This is a genomic window from Bradyrhizobium sp. BWA-3-5 (assembly GCF_032917985.1).
Lineage (GTDB): Bacteria > Pseudomonadota > Alphaproteobacteria > Rhizobiales > Xanthobacteraceae > Bradyrhizobium.
The window spans coordinates 4,092,337-4,110,422 of record NZ_CP136626.1; the positions used below are offsets into that span (position 1 = coordinate 4,092,337).

At 62.4% G+C, this 18,086-nt stretch carries 21 protein-coding genes and 1 tRNA gene; 13 read left to right on the forward strand and 9 right to left on the reverse strand.

Features of this window, described 5'->3' with window-relative positions:
* Positions 1-108: 108 nt before the first annotated feature.
* The 3 genes from RX331_RS19710 to RX331_RS19720 all read left to right on the forward strand — a co-directional run bounded on the left by RX331_RS19710 (position 109) and on the right by RX331_RS19720 (position 1,419).
* A tRNA-Arg gene (locus RX331_RS19710) sits at positions 109-185 on the forward strand.
* A gap of 602 nt (positions 186-787) precedes the next feature.
* Positions 788-1,045, forward strand: coding sequence for a hypothetical protein (locus RX331_RS19715; protein WP_283027786.1), 258 nt, complete (start codon positions 788-790; stop codon positions 1,043-1,045).
* A gap of 95 nt (positions 1,046-1,140) precedes the next feature.
* The gene (locus RX331_RS19720) at positions 1,141-1,419 is read left to right on the forward strand and encodes a DUF3551 domain-containing protein (protein WP_317251581.1); all 279 of its coding nucleotides are present in this window, start codon (positions 1,141-1,143) and stop codon (positions 1,417-1,419) included.
* Between the two features lie 18 nt (positions 1,420-1,437).
* Here RX331_RS19720 and RX331_RS19725 read toward each other — a convergent pair whose 3' ends face one another.
* Positions 1,438-1,713, reverse strand: coding sequence for a hypothetical protein (locus RX331_RS19725; RefSeq protein WP_317251582.1), 276 nt, complete (start codon positions 1,711-1,713; stop codon positions 1,438-1,440).
* A 259-nt stretch (positions 1,714-1,972) separates the two neighbouring features.
* Between RX331_RS19725 and RX331_RS38845 the strand changes: the two genes are divergently transcribed.
* Positions 1,973-2,224: a PilZ domain-containing protein gene (locus tag RX331_RS38845; protein ID WP_410707880.1), complete on the forward strand. Its 252-nt coding sequence runs from the start codon at positions 1,973-1,975 to the stop codon at positions 2,222-2,224.
* Between the two features lie 617 nt (positions 2,225-2,841).
* Here RX331_RS38845 and RX331_RS19735 read toward each other — a convergent pair.
* From RX331_RS19735 to RX331_RS19750, 4 genes are all read right to left on the reverse strand, one after another.
* A complete protein-coding gene (locus RX331_RS19735) occupies positions 2,842-3,165 on the reverse strand; it encodes an H-NS histone family protein (RefSeq protein ID WP_317251584.1) in 324 nt (107 codons plus the stop codon).
* A 311-nt stretch (positions 3,166-3,476) separates the two neighbouring features.
* Positions 3,477-3,611: a hypothetical protein gene (locus RX331_RS19740; protein WP_317251585.1), complete on the reverse strand. Its 135-nt coding sequence runs from the start codon at positions 3,609-3,611 to the stop codon at positions 3,477-3,479.
* Positions 3,612-5,014: 1,403 nt separating this feature from the next.
* A complete protein-coding gene (locus tag RX331_RS19745) occupies positions 5,015-5,272 on the reverse strand; it encodes a hypothetical protein (protein ID WP_317251586.1) in 258 nt (85 codons plus the stop codon).
* A gap of 95 nt (positions 5,273-5,367) precedes the next feature.
* Positions 5,368-5,616, reverse strand: coding sequence for a hypothetical protein (locus RX331_RS19750; RefSeq protein WP_317251587.1), 249 nt, complete (start codon positions 5,614-5,616; stop codon positions 5,368-5,370).
* 199 nt (positions 5,617-5,815) lie between these two features.
* On the opposite strand from RX331_RS19750, the gene RX331_RS19755 reads away from it, so the two are divergent.
* Together RX331_RS19755 and RX331_RS19760 are read left to right on the forward strand one after the other, a co-directional pair.
* Entirely contained in the window at positions 5,816-6,046 is a 231-nt protein-coding gene (locus RX331_RS19755) for a hypothetical protein (protein WP_317251588.1), read from the forward strand.
* A 216-nt stretch (positions 6,047-6,262) separates the two neighbouring features.
* Complete coding sequence (locus tag RX331_RS19760; RefSeq protein ID WP_317251589.1) at positions 6,263-6,616, forward strand: DUF6481 family protein; 354 nt, start codon at positions 6,263-6,265, stop codon at positions 6,614-6,616.
* 151 nt (positions 6,617-6,767) lie between these two features.
* Here the strand turns inward: RX331_RS19760 and RX331_RS19765 are convergent, their stop codons facing one another.
* On the reverse strand, positions 6,768-7,007 hold the full coding sequence (locus tag RX331_RS19765) for a pentapeptide MXKDX repeat protein (protein WP_317251590.1): 240 nt from the start codon (positions 7,005-7,007) through the stop codon (positions 6,768-6,770).
* 399 nt (positions 7,008-7,406) lie between these two features.
* On the opposite strand from RX331_RS19765, the gene dctP reads away from it, so the two are divergent.
* From dctP to RX331_RS19780, 3 genes are read left to right on the forward strand one after another with little or no spacing between them, the layout of a single operon-like run.
* A complete protein-coding gene (gene dctP / locus RX331_RS19770; RefSeq protein WP_317251591.1) occupies positions 7,407-8,429 on the forward strand; it encodes a TRAP transporter substrate-binding protein DctP in 1,023 nt (340 codons plus the stop codon).
* Positions 8,426-8,980, forward strand: a complete 555-nt coding sequence (locus RX331_RS19775; protein ID WP_317251592.1) for a TRAP transporter small permease — start codon at positions 8,426-8,428, stop codon at positions 8,978-8,980. The genes dctP and RX331_RS19775 overlap by 4 nt, the downstream gene beginning before the upstream one ends.
* Positions 8,981-8,990: 10 nt before the next feature.
* Complete coding sequence (locus RX331_RS19780; protein WP_317251593.1) at positions 8,991-10,349, forward strand: TRAP transporter large permease; 1,359 nt, start codon at positions 8,991-8,993, stop codon at positions 10,347-10,349.
* A 70-nt stretch (positions 10,350-10,419) separates the two neighbouring features.
* Here RX331_RS19780 and RX331_RS19785 read toward each other — a convergent pair whose 3' ends face one another.
* On the reverse strand, positions 10,420-11,094 hold the full coding sequence (locus RX331_RS19785; protein ID WP_317251594.1) for a GntR family transcriptional regulator: 675 nt from the start codon (positions 11,092-11,094) through the stop codon (positions 10,420-10,422).
* Positions 11,095-11,271: 177 nt separating this feature from the next.
* On the opposite strand from RX331_RS19785, the gene RX331_RS19790 reads away from it, so the two are divergent.
* From RX331_RS19790 to RX331_RS19805, 4 genes are all read left to right on the forward strand, one after another.
* Positions 11,272-11,895: a TRAP transporter small permease gene (locus tag RX331_RS19790; protein ID WP_317251595.1), complete on the forward strand. Its 624-nt coding sequence runs from the start codon at positions 11,272-11,274 to the stop codon at positions 11,893-11,895.
* A complete protein-coding gene (locus RX331_RS19795) occupies positions 11,895-13,160 on the forward strand; it encodes a TRAP transporter large permease (protein WP_317251596.1) in 1,266 nt (421 codons plus the stop codon). Before RX331_RS19790 ends, RX331_RS19795 begins: the two co-directional genes overlap by 1 nt.
* Positions 13,161-13,185: 25 nt before the next feature.
* Positions 13,186-14,169, forward strand: a complete 984-nt coding sequence (locus RX331_RS19800) for a TRAP transporter substrate-binding protein (RefSeq protein WP_317251597.1) — start codon at positions 13,186-13,188, stop codon at positions 14,167-14,169.
* Between the two features lie 73 nt (positions 14,170-14,242).
* Entirely contained in the window at positions 14,243-15,169 is a 927-nt protein-coding gene (locus RX331_RS19805; protein ID WP_317251598.1) for a dihydrodipicolinate synthase family protein, read from the forward strand.
* A gap of 5 nt (positions 15,170-15,174) precedes the next feature.
* On the opposite strand, the gene RX331_RS19810 is transcribed toward RX331_RS19805, so the two are convergent.
* On the reverse strand, positions 15,175-16,083 hold the full coding sequence (locus tag RX331_RS19810; protein WP_317251599.1) for a hydroxymethylglutaryl-CoA lyase: 909 nt from the start codon (positions 16,081-16,083) through the stop codon (positions 15,175-15,177).
* On the reverse strand, positions 16,080-18,086 hold the full coding sequence (locus RX331_RS19815; RefSeq protein WP_317251600.1) for an acetyl/propionyl/methylcrotonyl-CoA carboxylase subunit alpha: 2,007 nt from the start codon (positions 18,084-18,086) through the stop codon (positions 16,080-16,082). The genes RX331_RS19810 and RX331_RS19815 overlap by 4 nt, the downstream gene beginning before the upstream one ends.

The following is an 18,086-nucleotide window of genomic DNA, read 5'->3' on the forward strand; positions in this document are numbered from 1 at the left end:
GACCGTCTTGGCGGGAAAGCGGATTTTTCATATTGGCAATGCTAGACAAGGCCAAGCTGAATGCCAGCGCGAACAACAGGGCGATTGCCAGCCGGCAAACGCCCGGACGGTCCCGTAGCTCAACTGGATAGAGTAGCGGATTTCTACTCCGCGGGTTGCAGGTTCGAATCCTGCCGGGATCGCCACCAAAAGTACCGGCCAAATCAGGGTTTGCTGCAGTTTCCGCCTGTTCCTGGTGTGATGACCCGACGCGTCAGTCCGTTCCGTAACCGTAACTGTTCAGCCAGTTTTGCGTCTGTTCGGCAGTCCAGCCGGGGACTGTGATGCTCTTGGGGACGGCAACAGGTTGAGCCGGGCGGAAACGGTCAACGCGCGGTTTGGCGTGTCGGACCTTTGCGGCGTTGGCAGGAGTACCGAGGGCAAGCAAAAGGCCTAGGGCCAAGAAAGAACGCATCGTTCAGCTCCGCTGCTAAGCTCACACGTACCATGTGCGCGCGGGCGAGCTCCGACCCAAGGCGTAGCAGTTTAACGACTGATCAAATTGCCGGGATGTTGGGGCATGCAAACTCGAGTCAAAAGCAGCCCATTAATCGGTCCCCTGCTCTCCGATCGGTTATCGAATGCCCTTGGAGATGGAAGTTGGTTGCCACCTGGAATCCTGCCGGGACCGCCAGTGCGGCTCCGCCCCGTCCGCAATTTCGACTTCATTCTCGTCAGGGTTGGGATTCTGGGCCTATGATGCCGGCCGGGAATTGCTTCCGTTGCCCTGAAAAAGGATGCGGTCGTCATGCCAAGAAAGGGAATTACCGGCCACGACGAATGGGTCGTCACGGAAGCGCTGGCGACCGCGCTCGTCGCGCTCGAGGCGCTTGAGCCGACCCAGCAATCGCGGCAGCAGATGGATGACATCCGGAAACTGCTGGCGGCCAATTGTCAGCCCGGGACGATCAACCTGCACCTTGCCCAGGCCAAGTGCCGGCTGAACCCCCATGCCGACCGCGCCGTGATCTATCGGGAATATGGCTTTGAGGACTGGGAAGTCTGAAGGCCGGAGATCAAGCCGGGCACTTGCTGGAACAAGCTGCTAGTATCGCTGTTTCCGCCCCGGACCGATAAGCGGAAAGAATTGGAGACATCAGGATGAAGCTGCCCTATGCCGTTGCCGCGGCAATTGCCTTGACGGCTGCCACGATCACCCTTGCGGCCCCGGCGCGCGCCCAGACCTACGATCCGGCCTACCCGGTTTGCCTGCAGATCTACCAGGGCGGCATCGCAGACTATTATTTCGAGTGCGCCTATCGGACGATGGCGCAATGTCAGATGTCGGCATCGGGACGCCCAGCGCAGTGCGTCGTCAATCCCTATTATGGCGGGCCGAAGTCCAGGCGCCCGCGCCAACGATCGTACGACAGGTATTGAATCAGGCAGCGTCGCCGCTCACCAGCCGTAGGTGCCGAGCGCGAGTGGGCGCTGCGGCGCCTTCGCCGTCCGCGTCCCGTCCGACGCCAGGCAGCGCCGGGCGGCCTCGATCTCGGCATCGCTCGCGCCTTTGGACCGGGCCCAATGCTCGGCGGCAGACGCACTGTATTTCGCTACATAATAGCGCACGACGGGGCATGAGATCCGTCGCAAGACGCCAGAGGACTCACCCGCAAATCCGGCGCTTGGTGTCCCCACACACAGCGCCAGCACACACAGCCAACGTAAATTCATCCGATTCCCCTCTATGTCATAGAGAGGTCACTGCTTCGCTCGATCCATCAAGCCCGATTGTGGGTTCCGCGCACGGAACCAGAGGAGCTGTGTTTAAGCCGCAACTGTCGGTCTTGGTGACAATCAGGTTCTCGGAACGCACAGCTTTCCGAGATCATTAAAATTGATTGTTTACGAAAAAGACCGAACGTCGTTGCTACGCGGGCGCAATTGGATAGCCTGTCTCTTGCCGCGACAGGCCGGAATATTGGTATAGGAGATGGAAACCGAACGCCGATCCATTACGAGGACGACGATTTCGAAAGACGCGCTGCTGTTCTTCGATAAACAGCGCGGCGTTTTCACCTGCCGCGTTCAGGACATCACGAATTCCGGGGCTGGAATCGAGCTGCAGAGCCTTAACCTGTTGCCGCTGAATTTCGAACTGAGCTTCGACAAATTTCATACCGTGCGCGAGTGCCGCCTGATCTGGCGGCACGGCGATTTCGTCGGCGTGGCGTTTCAAAACTGATCGATCGGTAGCACGCAATCCTGGGAACTTCCCGGGCGCCGTGGGTGCGTGAAACGGCCGCGGCGGAATGGAACCAACGGTGGGATTCCGCGTCGACTCGCCTGCCGGTTCCACGGTACGCAACCCGACGCCGGGGCGAATCGCACAGCTAGTTCGAAATCGGTGACGGGAGTTCGCCCATGTCCGGGGATCGTCCGTTTGCTCAGCCTGTCGCGCTCCCGAAGGGACCGCCCGCGCAACCCTGCGCCACGCCGCCGACTACATCAGGAGCCTTCCCGCGCCGGAACGCGAGAGTCGGGAATGGCGGCTTGCCATCCAGATGCTGATCGACGCCGCCGAAGATCGTGGACCGATGCTGTTCGCGTAGATGGGAATCGTCAGAGCGCTCGCGGCGAATATCGAGGAAGCGCTCGATACCGAGCGTCAGAGCTTGCGCCGCGGCCAGCCAACGGAGAGCAAGCCGACAAGGGGAGCAAGCTGAAGGGAGACCGTGACGCCAGCATCTGAACGGATCGGCGTCACGAAGAATGTTGGCGGACCGCAGAACTCCGACGACGCAGCGCTCAGGTCATCAACTCGCGGAGGCTGCAGCGCAGCCGCATCGAAAGCCTGCGCGCCTACGCCACTTCCCTGATTCGGAAGTCATCGATCCGCTTGCCTGACTTCAACTTGGCAGCGAGCCAACGCGGCGTCTTGCCTCGCCCTGCCCAGGTTTCCGACGGCCGATCGGGATTGCGGAATTTCGGAACGACCGTCGGATACGGACGCCGCCCGGTCGGTGATTTCGCACGCTCCGCTTCGATGCCGCCCTTGAGCTGCTTCAGGCGATCTTCGAGCAGACGTTTCTCTGCGAGCAGGCTAATAGCAAGCCTCGCGGCTACTTCTTGGTGGAGTGCCCACAACTCATCCGTGGACATTGATTTGAAGTCATTACGGTTCACGATCGTCCCCAATCATGATTCGAAGTGGTTATCGTTGGCATCAAACATGAGCAGAATAAGGCCGATTCAGAACCTCTTTCGGGCCAAAAAGTTCCGCTGCAGTTGCCGTTTGTCCAACAACGCAACCATAACGGAATCGACTTGAGCGTGCATCAAATTTCCTCTCTTGCTCACACAACTATTGGTTGATCGAACGCGAAGGCCTGCGACGAGCGTAGACTAATCGCCTCTTCGTTGACGGTTCCCTAATCGCAACCGCGACCACCGGCTTCACCGCGCATACGCTTGGGAGAATCGTTGCTGGAGTTCGACTAACGCAATGCCGCCGCAGCAGCATCACGCTCACACCACGGTTCGGCGCACATCGCACCGAGGCATTCGGCATCACCTTCGTCGTTACCGATTTCGAGAACGATGCCGCGCCGCATATGAGTGACCGGCATCAACCTTCCGTTCCTGTTGCGTCGGCATCGAGGACGTCGTCAGCGGCAACACGGCCAGGCAAGCTCGAATATCGCTATGTCAACTTGGCACTGTCTCGGGCGCATTCGTTACGCCGGTCCACGGGTCGCAGCGGCCTGCTAACAGCAATTACAATTCGCACATCGCCGACAACATCCTGCGTGTCGGCCTGAGCCACTGCTGGCGGGCCGATAACCCAATCAATCGGCGAGGCTAACGCTGTCGCGCCGGATCTGTTTTTGCGATGGCTATTGGGACCGGGGTGGGCGGAAGCGATCCGCGGCGGCTGGTCCAAGCCGGTTCGCCCATAATAGCCGAGCGCTCGTCTCCCTGGGGTAGGTGAAGGGTCGGCGCCCGGCTATTCGGGCCGCGCGGCGGTGCGGCCCTGACAGGAACTCATTTATGATTTAAGGAGGCTTTAAAAAGTCGTTGAATCATAACGATTTTATCTGGATCCTGAATTCGCGGACAATCACTGGAACCTGAAGGGAACGAAAACACGCAAAAATCAGCCGTATTACCTCGGATATGGACCGGCGCCCTTGGCGCGTTCCCGTGTCATGAACTGAAGCTTGGCTGTCGGGCACCGGCACTTCGATAGCAGTTGCCGAACGGCTTTAATCCTCGGAGAACGCGAAAAACGGCAAATCCACGTCCAGAACGACGCCCAGGAATACAGCAATGCCGCCGACGACCGCCATCAGCTCAAGCAGGATGAAGGCGAGCAGCGCGCTCAATCCGATTGCCGCTTTTTTCCTACCGTTCCACATGGAGAACCCCTTAGCACCGAAATCGGGCCATGGGAGCAAAAGGCGCACTTAAGGTGAATTTGGAACCCGGCTCAACCGCCGGTTATGGGCTGCCACCGATGGTGGCGTTGAGGCCGGCAAAGGCCAGGATCGCGTTCAGCCGAAGGCCAGAGGAAATGGGACAATGAAGCGGATCGGCCGGAAGGTCATCTATGCGATGCTCGTGATCGTGCTACTGCTGATCATCTGGCAATTTCTCGGCTCGCTATGAGCGGCGGCCGCGTGCAATCCATGCGCTGCCACATTATTGTTACGATGCGATGTGCCGATGAAGCGCAGCGAGCGGCGAAGCCGCGCGCCGCTGCGATGGAAAGTAGACGAGGCCCGGAGTGCCTAGGAGTCCGGGCCTCGTGGCCTCCAGTGGTAGCGCCCGTTGTGATGAACGAACGCCCTGCCCCCGCTGCAAGCGCCGCCGTTATAGATGCGCCTCGCTCGCACAGCCAATCCGTACGAGTACGGGTAAGACAACGTACGCGCGTGCTGTGTGACAAATTGATTGACATTGACAGGCAAAACGCCGTCATCAGGCGTAACGCGCGTCGCGTTCCGCCGCGATTGCGCGCGCCGATTGCTGTGTTCTAGCGCTTATCGAAGGGAATGTAGTGCTGATATTCTTTCGGCATTGAGTTCCGGTAGCGCGCGGGCACCGTTCCGCGTTCGATCGAACGGTTGATCTCCTGCGGCCGAGTCATCCTGGCCGGCTTCTTTTTCTTTGGCGCCACCTTCCCCTTTTCAGGAGCGGAAGCTTCCGGCGCGGTGGTGGATGGCGTCGCCGCTGCGGCGGGCTCGCTGCCCGGTGCCCCCTGCGCCAGCGCGACACGCGTCAGCAGGAACACGAGAGCCGCTGCCGACGCAGCCACCATGACACAGGACAATCCTCGCATTTGGAAACTCGAATTCTGGCCAGCTCCGTTTTCCGGAGCCGATCCTATTACGTCCGCAGCCGTCCGCACGCCGGGCTTTTGGCAAGCCGGACGGCTGCGGACTGGCTGTGCTTGATCCGGCTGCAGCTCGTGAAGACGAATATCAATCGGCTGCACTGCCAGTCCGGACCAAGTGCCGCGCTTGCGGCCGGCTCCGGCGCGGACAGGCCGAATGCGGCAAGTCCGAAAGTGCAGGCCAGCACGATCACGGCAGCGGCGAGAATGAGACTGTTGCGGGTCCACCAATTAGGGGGCATGGCGGGTCGCTCCTGTTTCGACTGGCAGGAAGATAGGAGCCGCCCTCCGCGCTCCCTGTGAACGGCTTCACACTACACGGGCTTGTGCGCGAGGCCGGGCGAAGCGCGGAAACTTGTATAACTCGCGCAAATCCGTTGCGCGCATGCAACCGTTGATCGAGATTGACGAATCAGGGCAAGCGCGTGTGCGGGGCGTGCGATGGGCAAGCAAGAAACAGGCAACCAAGAAGCGATCTACGACTATCAGCGCTACAGGCAATTGTTGGCGGAAGCGGTCAACGAGACCAAGCGGCTCGAGCTGATCGAGATCATCATCAAGGAAAATGCCCGCGAGAGGCTGGAGGCGCAGCGGATGGCGGATCGAGTCGCGATGACGGCAATGACCGTGGCACGCGTTCTCGGCCCCGGCGGGCGGCGCGAAAGCTTCTAGCCCGGGGGACTGCGGTCGCCGTGGCCGTAGACCAGCCCGTCTGACGTAATCCTCTGATCAGGATCAGTTCGGGCCATTTGCTTTTCACGCAAGCCTCCCCTGCTCTGCCGGCCCACTTTCGAGGCTGGCGTTTTGTCCCGGCTTCACTTACCTAGGCGCATCCCGCGCCCGTGGCGCGCCCAACCCCAAGAGTGAAAGCGACAAGGCCTGTTCGATATGAGTGGATTCAAGGAACCGGGTTTCGCGGACCGTCAGAAGGCCGCGATGCAGGCGCGGCAGAACATTCTGAACAAGTTTCGCGCCCAGCCGGGACCTGACGATCCCGAGGTGAAGCGCCGCCAGGCCGAGCGCGAAGCCATCGCAGCCGCGCGCGCGAAGGCGAAAGAGGCCAAGGAAGCCGAAAAGGCGGAGCAAAAGCGCCGCGAGGCCGAGGCCGCAGCGGCCGAAGCCGCCAGGATTGCGCGCGAAAAGGAAGAAGAGGCTGCCCGGCTGGCCGCGCTGGAAGCCGAGCAGAAGGCCAAGCGCGACGCCCGCTACGCCGCCCGCAAGAGCAAGGGCAAGAAGAGGTAGGCTGAGAGGCGCGGTCAATGCTGGCACGCCTACCTAGACTCGGTCATCCCGGGAGGTGCGTTAGCACCAGACCCGGAATTTCGGGATTCCCCGATGCGCAATTGCGCATCTGAGGTCTGGTCCTTCGGACCATCCCGGAGTGACACCAAGCTCAGTTCTTCTTCATACCGTCATCTTTTTTCATGCCGTCTTTCATCATGCTGTCGTGCTTCATGCCGTCCTTCTTCATCATGCCGTCGTCCTTCTTCATCGCATCCTTGGACATGGTCTCCTTCTTCATGCCGTCGTCCTTGCCCATTTTGTCCTGAGCGAAGGCGGCGGGCGCGAACGCAAGGCCGATCGAAACGAGCGCGGCAGACAGGCCGAGGCTAATGCGGGTCATGGTGGTCATGGGGGCGTCCTTTGGGGTTGAGTTCTCAGAGATGCGACGTCTGCCGCTTTCCCAAGGACGAGGCTGCGAGCGGGTTTGTTACTGCCCGCCTCCCAAAGTTCTTCTCCGGTCACGGTTAGTTGAAACGGACAAATTCATGGCGCCTTCGCGCCGCAAGCGCCCGAGGTTCGACGCATTATTGACGGAGTCTTCTGCGAACGGCTGTTCCCGGGGCGAGCGGCGCAACCGTACGGAGCTTTGGTCGGGGGCTACGATCAGGGCTTGCCGTCGTGCACCGCCTCGACCTATCACACCGAGTGGAACTATCAGACTAGAGCCACCTTGGTCGAAGACCGGCTATGATGGGCTCAAGCTGGTCACGATCGCCGACCCAAGAACCGATTTTGCAGGGGAAGAACCATGCTGACACGCCGTCATCTCATCGCATCCGCGATGGCCGCACCGGCCATCCTTCGTTTCGGTACCGGAACGGCTCACGCCGCCACCACGCTGAAGATCTCGCACCAGTTCCCGGGCGGCACGATCGACAAGGGCGACTTCCGCGACCGGCTCTGCCGCATGTTTGCGGCCGAAGTCGCCAAGCGCTCCGGCGGCGAGCTCGCCGCCGAAGTCTATCCGAACTCCTCGCTGATCAAGACCAACGCGCAGTTCTCGGCGATGCGCAAAGGCGCACTCGATATCAGCCTGTATCCGATGCCCTATGCCGGCGGCGAGCTGCCGGAGACCAATATCGGCCTGATGCCGGGCCTGGTCGCCACCTACGATCAGGGCTTGCGCTGGAAGAAGGAGCCGGTCGGCAAGGCGCTGACCGACTTCCTCGCCGACAAGGGCATCATCCTTCTCACCTGGGTCTGGCAGGCCGGCGGCGTCGCCAGCCGCTCCAAGCCGATCGTCGCGCCCGAAGATGCCAAGGGACTGAAGGTCCGCGGCGGCTCGAAGGAAATGGACATGGTGCTGCAGACCGCGGGCGCCGCGGTGCTGTCGGTGCCGTCGAACGAAATCTATGCTGCGATGCAGACCGGCGCCTGCGACGCCGGCATCACCTCCTCCACCAGCCTGATCTCGTTCCGCCTCGAAGAGGTTGCGAAGTGCCTGACCTCGGGCGCCGGCGCCTCCTACTGGTTCATGCTGGAGCCGTTGATGATGTCGAAGGCAATCTTTGACAAGCTGCCGAAGAACCAGCAGGACATCATCCTTGCGGTCGGCAGCGAGCTCGAAGCGTTCGGCCGCAAGGGCGCGCAGGACGACGACATCGAGGTCGCCAAGGTCTATGAGAAGGCCGGCGCCAAGGTCAGCAAGCTCGACGTGGCGACCGTCGGCAAGTGGCGCGACATTGCCCGCGATACCGCGTGGAAGGACTACAGCGCCAAGACGGCGACGTCGGCCAATCTGCTCAAGCTTGCCAGCGACGTTGCCGCATGATGCATGGTCCGCTTCCGGATCAGCAAGACCATTCCGAGGTCGCTACGGGCAATCCGCTCGTGGCGGCGCTCGGGCAGGCGCTGGCGCTGTGCAACAGCGTCATCGTGGTCTTTGCCGCGCTGGCGCTAATCGCGGCCTGCGTGATCCTCAGTTACAGCGTGCTCGGGCGCGCGCTCTTTCACAGCGCCAACTACTGGCAGGACGAGGCGGCGGTATTTCTGCTCGTCGGCGCCACCTTCATGACCGCGGCCTATGTGCAGGGTGAGCGTGGCCATATCGGCATCGAGGCCTTTGTCGGACTGATGTCGCCGCTCGCCAACCGCATCCGGCTGTGGCTGGTCGATGTCGCGAGCCTGCTGTTCTGCGCCTTCTTCGCCTGGAAATCCTGGACGCTGGCCCACGAGGCCTATGTCGACGGCCAGGTGTCGAACTCGATGTGGTCGCCGCCGCTGGCGATCCCGTATGTGCTGATGGCCGCGGGCATGACGCTGCTCTGCGTGCAGATTCTGTTGCAGATCATTGTTCCCTTTGTTGGTGCTTCACGGCGATGAGCGTTCTTCTATGAGTGTTCTTGGAATTGGTATCAGTTACGGCGTAGCCACCCTGTTTGCGATGTTTTCCGGAATGCCGATTGCTTTTGCTTTGGGCGCCGTCGCCGTCGTCTTCATGGCGATCTACATGCCGACCGCCTCCCTCGATACCGTGACGCAGAACGTCTACGAGGAGATGGCCTCGATCACTCTGTTGTCGATCCCGCTGTTTATCCTCAAGGGCGCGGCGATCGGCAAATCCCGCGCCGGCCAGGATCTCTATTCGGCGCTGCATGCCTGGCTGCATCGCGTGCCCGGCGGTCTCGGCGTCGCCAACGTGTTCGCCTGCGCGCTGTTCGCGGCCATGGCGGGCTCCTCGCCCGCGACCTGCTCGGCGATCGGTTCGGCCGGCATTCCCGAGATGCGCAAGCGCGGCTATTCCGGCGGCTTTGCCGCCGGGATCATCGCCGCCGGCGGCACGCTCGGCATCCTGCTGCCGCCCTCGATCACCATGATCCTGTTCGCCGTCGCCGCGGAGAAGTCACTCGGGCGACTGTTTCTTGCCGGCATCGGCCCGGGACTGCTGCTGGTGACGCTGTTCGGCGTCTACGCGGTGCTGCGCTTCCGCAAGGAATATGCGGCGGCCCACGCGCTCTATGAGAAGACCGGAACGGAGTCCGCGATCCTGCAGCGCGACGAGTTCACGATGGCCGAGCGCTTCACCATGCTGCCGCGGGTAATCCCGTTCGTGCTGCTGCTCACCGGCGTCATGATCGCGCTCTATGGCGGCTATGCGACGCCGTCGGAGACCGCAGGCCTCGGTGGCCTGCTGGCGCTGATGCTGATCGCTGTGATCTACAGCGTGTGGCGGCCGAGCGATCTATCGCCGATCCTGAAATCCACCATCCGCGAATCCACCATGCTGATGATGATCATCGGCATGTCGCTGCTCTATTCCTATGTGATGAGCTATCTGCACATCTCGCAATCGGCGGCGGAATCCATCGTCGCCATGCACCTGCCGCGCTGGGAGCTGTTGACCGCGATCCTTGTGATGGTGGTGGTGCTCGGCTTCTTCCTGCCGCCGGTGTCGATCATCCTGATGACCGCGCCGATCATCCTGCCGCCGCTGCGCGCTGCCAATTTCGACATCATCTGGTTCGGCGTGGTCATGACCATCGTGATGGAGATGGGCCTGATCCACCCGCCGGTCGGGCTGAATATCTTCGTCATCCGCAACGTCGCGCCCGACATTCCCCTGAGCGAGGTGATCTGGGGGACGCTGCCGTTCGTGCTGCTGATGATGCTGGCGGTGCTGCTGCTCTGCTTCTTCCCGGGCATTTCGACCTGGCTGCCGGATCTCGTGATGGGCCCGGACGGAGGAAGGTGAAACCGGCGAATGGTGAGTAGCGAATGGCGAATGGACGATTCTATTCGCTACTCTCCATTCGCTATTCGCCTCAAGCCCGCGCCGCGATCATCCCTCCGCCCACCACCTGCAACAGATCGGCTCTGACCGCCTCGATATGCTGCTCCAGAAACCGGCAGGCCTCGTCGATCTCTTTGGCCCGGCATAGCGCGATTAGATGGGCGTGCTCCTGCTCGGCCGTTCCCATCGCCTTGGTGTTGGAAAGCTGCAGGCGCGTGTAGCGGTCGCTGGTCTGCAATAGCGCTACCACGATCGCCTTGGTGCGCGGCCGCCGCGCGTGCACATACAGCGCCATGTGGAAGTCGGCATTGAGCTGCCCCCATTCACTGACGTTGCGTGCCTTGATCGCCTTCTCGAAGCGCGCCTGGATGTCATCGAGCCCCGCAAAGTCCTTCTCTGCAAAATGCGGCGCCGATTGCGCCAGCAGTCGCGGCTCCATGATCCGGCGGAGATCGAACACGTCGTTGATTTCGTCCAGCGACAGTTCGGAAACGATCGCACCCTTTTGCGGGACGATGCGCACCAGCCCTTCCGCCTCGAGCTGAAACAGCGCCTCGCGCACCGGGATGCGGCTGACGCCATAGGTATCGCCGAGCGCATCCTGCCGAAGCTGGGTGCCGGCCGGATAGGTGCCGTCGAGAATGGCCTGCCGGAGCTGGTCGACGATCGCAGCCGACAGCGTGCGATGCTTCAGAGCGCCCTTCATTTGATCTTCCATCGTCATTGCCGGCCTTTCGGGATCGAGGCGGCATCAATTTCGCATGTCGATGTGGCCCCAACCCAGCAAAAGCTGTCGGCGCCCCAGAATCTCCATTTGACAAGATTGTATAAATTATACATTTTGAAATAGCACGTTGAATTTCAAGGGGCGGCGGGGCTCTTCATGATCGAGCAGACGATGACGGATGCGCCGGCGTTCAGCGTCCGGCAGCTGATTGTCAGGGCTTCCAGCCTGCTGCTCGCCTTCGAGCGTATCGCCTTGATGGGGCTGATGTATCTGCTGACGGGCCTGATCCTTGTAAACGTCGTCACCCGCTACTCCCACTTCCCGATCTACTGGATCGATGAATCGGCCGTCTATTGCGTGGTCTGGCTGACCTTCATCGGCGCGTCCGCCATGACGAGGCTACGGCTCGATTTTGCCGTCACGATGATGACGGAGCGCCTTTCCCCACGGAATCAAAAGATCGCGAAGGTCACCTCGACCGGTATGGTCGTGGTGTTCGGCGTGGCCCTGATCATCACCTGCTTCCTCTGGATGGACCCGATCGGACTCGCCCGCGCCGGCTTCGACGCGCGCAAGCTCGCCGCAGAGACCTTCAACTTTCTCTACACCGAGCGCACGCAGACGCTGAACTGGCCGACCTGGGTGCTCTACCTGACGCTGCCGATCTTCGCGGTATCGATGACCATCCATGGTCTTGCGAACCTGCTGGAGGATCTCGGGCTGGTGCCGCGCACACCGCTAAAAGGCTTTCAGCTCTCCGAACTCGACGGGGTCAATTAGTGATCACGTCCGCTGCCTTCATCGCGATCATGCTGGTCGGCGTGCCGATCGGCCTTTGCCTCTGCCTCGCCGGCTTCGTCTACATCATCGCATCGGGAAATCCGGTGCTGTTCCAGTCCTATCCGCTGCAGCTGTTCGGCGGCGTCGACAGCTACGGCCTGATCGCCATCCCGCTGTTCATCCTGATCGGCGAGATCATGAATGGCGGCGGCATCACCCGGCGCATCGTCGACATGGCGATGGCGTTTGTCGGCTCGCTGAAGGGCGGGCTCGCCTACGTCAACATCCTCGCCAACATGTTCATCTCCTCCATCCTGGGGTCTGCAACCGCGCAGGTCGCGATCATGGCGCAGATCATGGTCCCGGAGATGGAAAAGAAGGGCTATGACAAGACCTTTGCGGCGGGCCTGACCGCCTATGGCGGTATGCTCGGGCCGATCATTCCGCCCTCGGTGATGTTCGTGGTCTACAGCGTGCTGGCGCAGGTGTCCGTCAGCGACATGCTGATCGCTGGCATCGTGCCGGGCGTGATCCTGACGGTGATGTTCTGCATTGTCATCGCGTTGATGGGATACGTCTACAACTATCCCAGGGCCGATTATCAGACCCCGCGGCAGCGGCTGGCGACGATCCTGCGGACATCGCCGACGCTGCTGATCCCGATCGTGATCGTCGGCAGCATTTTGGGCGGGTTCGCCAACGCGACCGAGTCCGCGGCCGTCGGCGCGGTCGCCGCGGCCCTGGTTGGAAAATACTGGACCAAGGAATTCGAGTTTTCCCAATTGCCGCAGATGATGCTGCGCTCGGGCATCTACTCGGCCATCGTGCTGTTCCTGGTCGCCGCGGCCGCCGTGTTCTCCTGGGTCTTGATCTTCGGCAAGGTGCCGCAGGAGACGGCGCGCTGGATCCAGTCCGTCGCCAAGGATCCCGTCAGCTTCATGCTCCTGTGCAACGTGATCCTCCTGGTCATCGGCACGGTCATCGACGGCATTCCCGGCCTGATCATGACGGTGCCGATCCTGCTGCCGGTCGCAACCGACATCTATCACATCGATCCGCGTCAATTCGGCGTCGTCGTGGTGATCAATCTTGTGCTCGGGCTGCTGTCGCCTCCTGTCGGCCTTTGCTTCTTCGTGGCCGCCGCCGTGACCGGCGCCAAGCCCGGCAAGATGTTCATGGTGACGCTGCCGCTGTTCGGCATCTCCTGCATCCTGCTGGTGCTGCTCTCGCTTTACCCATCCCTCTCCCTCGTCCTCATCAAGTAGGTCCAAACCCTCAAGGAGCCCAGTCATGTCGCTTTCACGTCGCCGCTTCCTTGCCGCCAGCGCGGCCGTGCCGCTGTTCGCGCCGTCGCTCGCGCTGGCGCAGGCCAAGGAGTTCCGGCTCGGCCTCATCACCCCCAACGGCCATTCCTGGAACAAGGCGGCGCTCAAACTCGGCGACGATCTGAAGGCCGCGACCAACGGCCGCCTGACCATGACCGTGTTTCACTCCGGCCAGCTCGGCAACGAGCCGGCCATGATGCAGCAGCTGCAGTCGGGCGCGCTCGACATGGGCTTCATTCAGGCCGCCGAGCTCGGCTCGCGCGTGCCGCACATCGCGGCGATCAACGCGCCCTACATCGTGCGCTCGACGCCGTCGGTCGCCAAATTTGTCCGCCATCCCGCGGCGATCAAGCTGTTCGAGGTGCTGCCGCAGGAAACCGGAACGATCGGCCTCGGCTGGGGCATCACCGGCATGCGCGCGGTATTCTCGGCGAAGGACTTGAACGGTCTTGCCGATATCAAGGGCATGAAGCTGCGCATCAACCCGACGCCGGTCTATCGCGATTTCTATTCCTCGCTCGGCGCAGCGCCGACGCCGATCCCGACCCCGCAGGTGTTCGACGCGATGGCGAACGGCCAGGTCGACGGGCTGGAAGCGGATCTGGAATTCTCCTGGAACCAGCGCTTCGACAAGGTCTCAAAAGTCATCCTGCAGATGAACGCGGTCTTCATGCCGATGGCCGCGGTCGTCTCCGGCCGGGTCTGGCAGTCGCTGCCGGCCGCCGACCGCGAGCTGATCGCCAAGACGGTCAAGTCGGTGCTCGACACCCAGATCGACGAGCTGGCCGGCAACGAGCCCAAGCTGATCGAGAATTTCAAGAACGCGCCGATCCCGATCCGGCAGGTCGACGCCAAGGACACCGAGGCCGTCATTGCCGAGTTCGACAAGGTCTGGCTGCCCAAGGCGCCCGTCCTCGCCGAGCTGCGCAAGGTCGGCGCGACGCTCTAGCCCCACCCATCGTTTGAAAACCAGCGCCCGGCGGAGCCAAGGCATCCGCCGGCATATCCAATTGGAGCCAATAATGAGCCCACGCATTTCCTGGGAAGGCGTCTTCCCGGCCGTCACCACGCAATTCAACGACGATCTGTCGCTCAACATCGATGCAACGGCCAAGGTCATGGATGGCCTGATCCGCGACGGCGTTTCCGGATTGATCGTCTGCGGCTCCGTCGGCGAGAACACCTCGCTGGAACGCAAGGAAAAGGTCGCGATCATGGAAGCGGCCAAATCCGTCGCCGCGGGGCGCGTGCCGGTGCTGTGCGGCATTGCCGAGTTCACCACGGCGTTCGCCATCGAGACTGCCAAGGAAGCCGCGCGGGTTGGCATCGATGGTGTGATGGTGATGCCGGCGCTGGTCTATTCCTCCAAGCCGCATGAGACCGCCGCGCATTTCCGCGCCGTCGCCAGCGCGACCGACCTGCCGGTCATGCTCTACAACAACCCGCCGATCTACAAGAACGACGTCACGCCTGACATCCTGGCTTCGCTCGCCGACGTCGAAACCGTCGTCTGCTTCAAGGATTCGTCCGGCGACACCCGGCGCTTCATCGACACGCGCAACATGGTCGGCGACCGTTTTGTCCTGTTTGCCGGCCTCGACGATGTCATTGTCGAGAGTGTCGCGATGGGCGCGGTCGGCTGGGTATCGGGCATGTCGAACGCCTTTCCGCGCGAGGGCGAGACGCTGTTTCGCCTGGCCAAGGCGGGGCGCTATGCCGAGGCGATGCCGCTCTACGAATGGTTCATGCCGCTGCTGCATCTCGATGCTCGTCCGGATCTCGTCCAATGCATCAAGCTGTGCGAGCACATCATGGGCCGCGGCACCGCGCTCACCCGCCCGCCGCGCCTCGCTTTGCTGCCCCACGAGAAGGCGGAAGTCGAAGCCATGATGGCGAAGGCGCTGAAGAACCGGCCGGTGCTGCCGAATGTCGGGCTGAAGGCCGCGTAAGCGGCCTACTTCGCCGCCCGCGTCTTCGCATTTAACGCCGCCGCGACGCGGCTGACCGGGGGACGGCCGATCAGGGAGCTCACGACATTGGTCGCGGCGACCAGCTTTGTCATATCGATGCCGGTCGCAACGCCCATGCCTTCGAGCATGTACACGACATCCTCCGTCGCGACATTGCCGGTCGCGCCGGGGGCGTAGGGGCAGCCACCGAGACCGCCGGCCGCGGAATCGATCACGCGGCAGCCTTCCTCCATTCCGGCATAGAGATTGGCGAGGGCCTGGCCATAGGTGTCGTGGAAATGCATCGCGAGATTGGCCATCGGCACGTGGCCGGCGACGGCGCGGAGTAGCTGCCGCGCCTTCAAGGGCGTGCCGACGCCGATGGTGTCGCCGAGCGAGATTTCGTAGCAGCCGAGATCCCACAGCACTCTTGCCACATCGACCACCGCCTGCGGCCTGATCTCGCCCTCATACGGGCAGCCGAGCACGGTCGAGATATAGCCGCGCACCCTGACGCCATCGGCCTTGGCGCGGGCCAGCACTGGCTTGAAGCGCTCGATCGACTCCGCAATCGAGCAGTTGATATTGGCGCGCGAAAAACTTTCCGACGCGGCGGCAAACACGGCGATCAGTTTCGCGCCGGCGGCTTGCGAGGCCTCATAACCCTTCTCGTTTGGCACCAGCACCGGGAGGTCGCAATCACGATGATGGCTTACGCCTTGCAGCACCTCGGCCGATCCCACCATCTGAGGGATCGCCTTGGGCGAGACGAACGCGCCGACCTCGACTGCCTTCAGGCCGGCGCCGATCAGCGCCTCGACGAACGTGATCCGGTCAGCGACGCTAATCGGCGTCTTTTCGTTCTGCAGCCCGTCGCGCGGGCCGACTTCGACGATGTGGACGCGATCGCTCATGATGCCGCCGGTTCGACTTCGGCGAGTTCGACGCCCTCGCCGACGATATCGCCGACCTTGCACCTGATCTTCTTCAAGGTGCCGGCAAAAGGCGCGCGCAAGGTCTGCTCCATCTTCATGACTTCCAGCGTGAGGATCGCCGCGCCCTTCTCCAGTCTGGCGCCTTCCTCGGCCAACAGCGCCACCACCGTTCCCGGCAGGGGGGCCACGATCTTGTCCTCGCCGACCTGCTCTTCGGTCTCGCCGCCGAATGGATCGACCCAGTGCAGATCGAAGCGGCCGTTCCGGGTGCGCAAGTAGAGCTCATGGCCCTCGATCACGGCGGTGATCCGCGTCTTCACGCCGTCGAGCGTGAGGTCGAACGTGTCGCCATCCGCCGGCGAGATCGCACATGCAAAGTGGTGCTTGCCGATCGAAATCATCGACGGCCCATGGCCATAGCGCAGTGTCACCTTGTGCTCGGGCCCCTGCCCCTGGCGGAACGAGAACACCCGTTGCCGCTGTCCGACCGGCATCCAGCCAAAAGTCTGCCACGGCGATTGCGCTTGCCTGCGTGCGGCCTTCTGCTCGTCGTTGACGATCGCAGCGACCGCGGCGCAGAGTTCAAGATCACCCGGCGTCGGCGAGGTTTCCGTCAGCTTGTTCAGCTCGCGCTCGATGAAGCCGGTGTCGATGGTGTTGGCCCGCACATTCGGATGCGTAATCAGCGCCGACAGGAACGGGATGTTGGTAACGATGCCGCGGACGTCGGTCTCCTCCAGCCCGCGGTTGAGCCGCTCGATGGCGGCCTCGCGCGTCGGCGCCCAGGCGATCACCTTGGCCAGCATGGCGTCATAGTAAGGCGACACGGCATCGCCGGCGCGATAGCCGGCGTCGATCCGCAAGCCGTCGACCCTATCAGGCGTATTCCAGGTCCTGATCCGGCCGACCGAGGGCATAAAGTTCTTCTGCGGATTTTCCGCATAGACCCGCGCCTCGATCGCATGGCCGTTCAGCCTGATCTCGTCCTGCTTGAGCGGCAGCTTCTCGCCGAACGCCACCCGCAACTGCCATTCCACGAGATCTACCCCGGTGATCAGTTCGGTGACGGGATGCTCGACCTGCAGGCGGGTGTTCATTTCGATGAAGAACACTTCCTTGCCATCGGAGACGAATTCGATCGTGCCGGCGCCGACATAGTTCACGGCAGCCGCCGCCTTGCGCGCGGCCTCGCAGACCTTCTCACGCTCGATAGCGTCGAGCGTCGGCGACGGCGCCTCCTCGATCACCTTCTGGTGCCGCCGCTGCAGCGTGCACTCGCGCTCCCACAGCGAGAGCAGATTGCCGTGGCTGTCGCCGATGATCTGCACCTCGATATGCCGGGGATTCTGCACATACTTCTCGATCAGCATGCGGTCGTCGCCGAACGCGGCCTTGGCCTCGCGCTTGGCGCTGACGATTGCTGCCGAAAGCTCTGTGGCCGAATTCACCACGCGCATGCCGCGCCCGCCGCCGCCGGCCGAGGCTTTGACCAGCACGGGGAAGCCGATCTCGTTGGCGGCGTTGGCAAGCGTCGCCTCATCCTGGGCCTCGCCATGATAGCCGGGCACCAAGGGCACCCCGGCCTTTTCCATGAGCGCCTTCGAGCCGGACTTCGAGCCCATCGCGGTCATCATTTCGGCCGTGGGACCGACGAACACCAGCCCAGCCTTCCGGCACGCGTCTGCAAACTCGGCATTTTCAGACAGGAAGCCGTAGCCGGGATGGATCGCCTCCGCGCCGGTCTTTTGCGCAGCCTCGATCACGCGCGCGATGTTGAGATAGCTGTCGCGCGCCCGCGCCGGCCCGAGCAGCACGGCCTCGTCGGCCATCGCGACATGCATCGCATCGCGGTCGGCCTCCGAATAGACGGCAACCGCCCGCAGCCCCATGGCGCGCGCGGAGCGGATGACGCGGCAGGCGATTTCGCCGCGGTTGGCAATCAGGAGCGTGCGAAAACGCCGGTAGAGCTTTGCGCGGTCCAT

Excerpts from the sequence above, each read along its gene's own strand:
- dctP (WP_317251591.1), top strand. The coding sequence starts at position 7,407 with ATGCTGACACGCCGTCATCTCATCGCATCCGCGATGGCCGCACCGGCC.
- RX331_RS19755 (WP_317251588.1), top strand. The coding sequence starts at position 5,816 with ATGGGCAAGCAAGAAACAGGCAACCAAGAAGCGATCTACGACTATCAG.
- RX331_RS19715 (WP_283027786.1), top strand. The coding sequence starts at position 788 with ATGCCAAGAAAGGGAATTACCGGCCACGACGAATGGGTCGTCACGGAA.
- RX331_RS19775 (WP_317251592.1), top strand. The coding sequence starts at position 8,426 with ATGATGCATGGTCCGCTTCCGGATCAGCAAGACCATTCCGAGGTCGCT.
- RX331_RS38845 (WP_410707880.1), top strand. The coding sequence starts at position 1,973 with ATGGAAACCGAACGCCGATCCATTACGAGGACGACGATTTCGAAAGAC.
- RX331_RS19780 (WP_317251593.1), top strand. The coding sequence starts at position 8,991 with ATGAGTGTTCTTGGAATTGGTATCAGTTACGGCGTAGCCACCCTGTTT.
- RX331_RS19810 (WP_317251599.1), bottom strand. The coding sequence starts at position 16,083 with ATGAGCGATCGCGTCCACATCGTCGAAGTCGGCCCGCGCGACGGGCTG.
- RX331_RS19800 (WP_317251597.1), top strand. The coding sequence starts at position 13,186 with ATGTCGCTTTCACGTCGCCGCTTCCTTGCCGCCAGCGCGGCCGTGCCG.
- RX331_RS19725 (WP_317251582.1), bottom strand. The coding sequence starts at position 1,713 with ATGAATTTACGTTGGCTGTGTGTGCTGGCGCTGTGTGTGGGGACACCA.
- RX331_RS19815 (WP_317251600.1), bottom strand. The coding sequence starts at position 18,086 with ATGGACCGCGCAAAGCTCTACCGGCGTTTTCGCACGCTCCTGATTGCC.
- RX331_RS19805 (WP_317251598.1), top strand. The coding sequence starts at position 14,243 with ATGAGCCCACGCATTTCCTGGGAAGGCGTCTTCCCGGCCGTCACCACG.
- RX331_RS19785 (WP_317251594.1), bottom strand. The coding sequence starts at position 11,094 with ATGAAGGGCGCTCTGAAGCATCGCACGCTGTCGGCTGCGATCGTCGAC.
- RX331_RS19760 (WP_317251589.1), top strand. The coding sequence starts at position 6,263 with ATGAGTGGATTCAAGGAACCGGGTTTCGCGGACCGTCAGAAGGCCGCG.
- RX331_RS19790 (WP_317251595.1), top strand. The coding sequence starts at position 11,272 with ATGATCGAGCAGACGATGACGGATGCGCCGGCGTTCAGCGTCCGGCAG.
- RX331_RS19765 (WP_317251590.1), bottom strand. The coding sequence starts at position 7,007 with ATGACCACCATGACCCGCATTAGCCTCGGCCTGTCTGCCGCGCTCGTT.
- RX331_RS19720 (WP_317251581.1), top strand. The coding sequence starts at position 1,141 with ATGAAGCTGCCCTATGCCGTTGCCGCGGCAATTGCCTTGACGGCTGCC.
- RX331_RS19750 (WP_317251587.1), bottom strand. The coding sequence starts at position 5,616 with ATGCCCCCTAATTGGTGGACCCGCAACAGTCTCATTCTCGCCGCTGCC.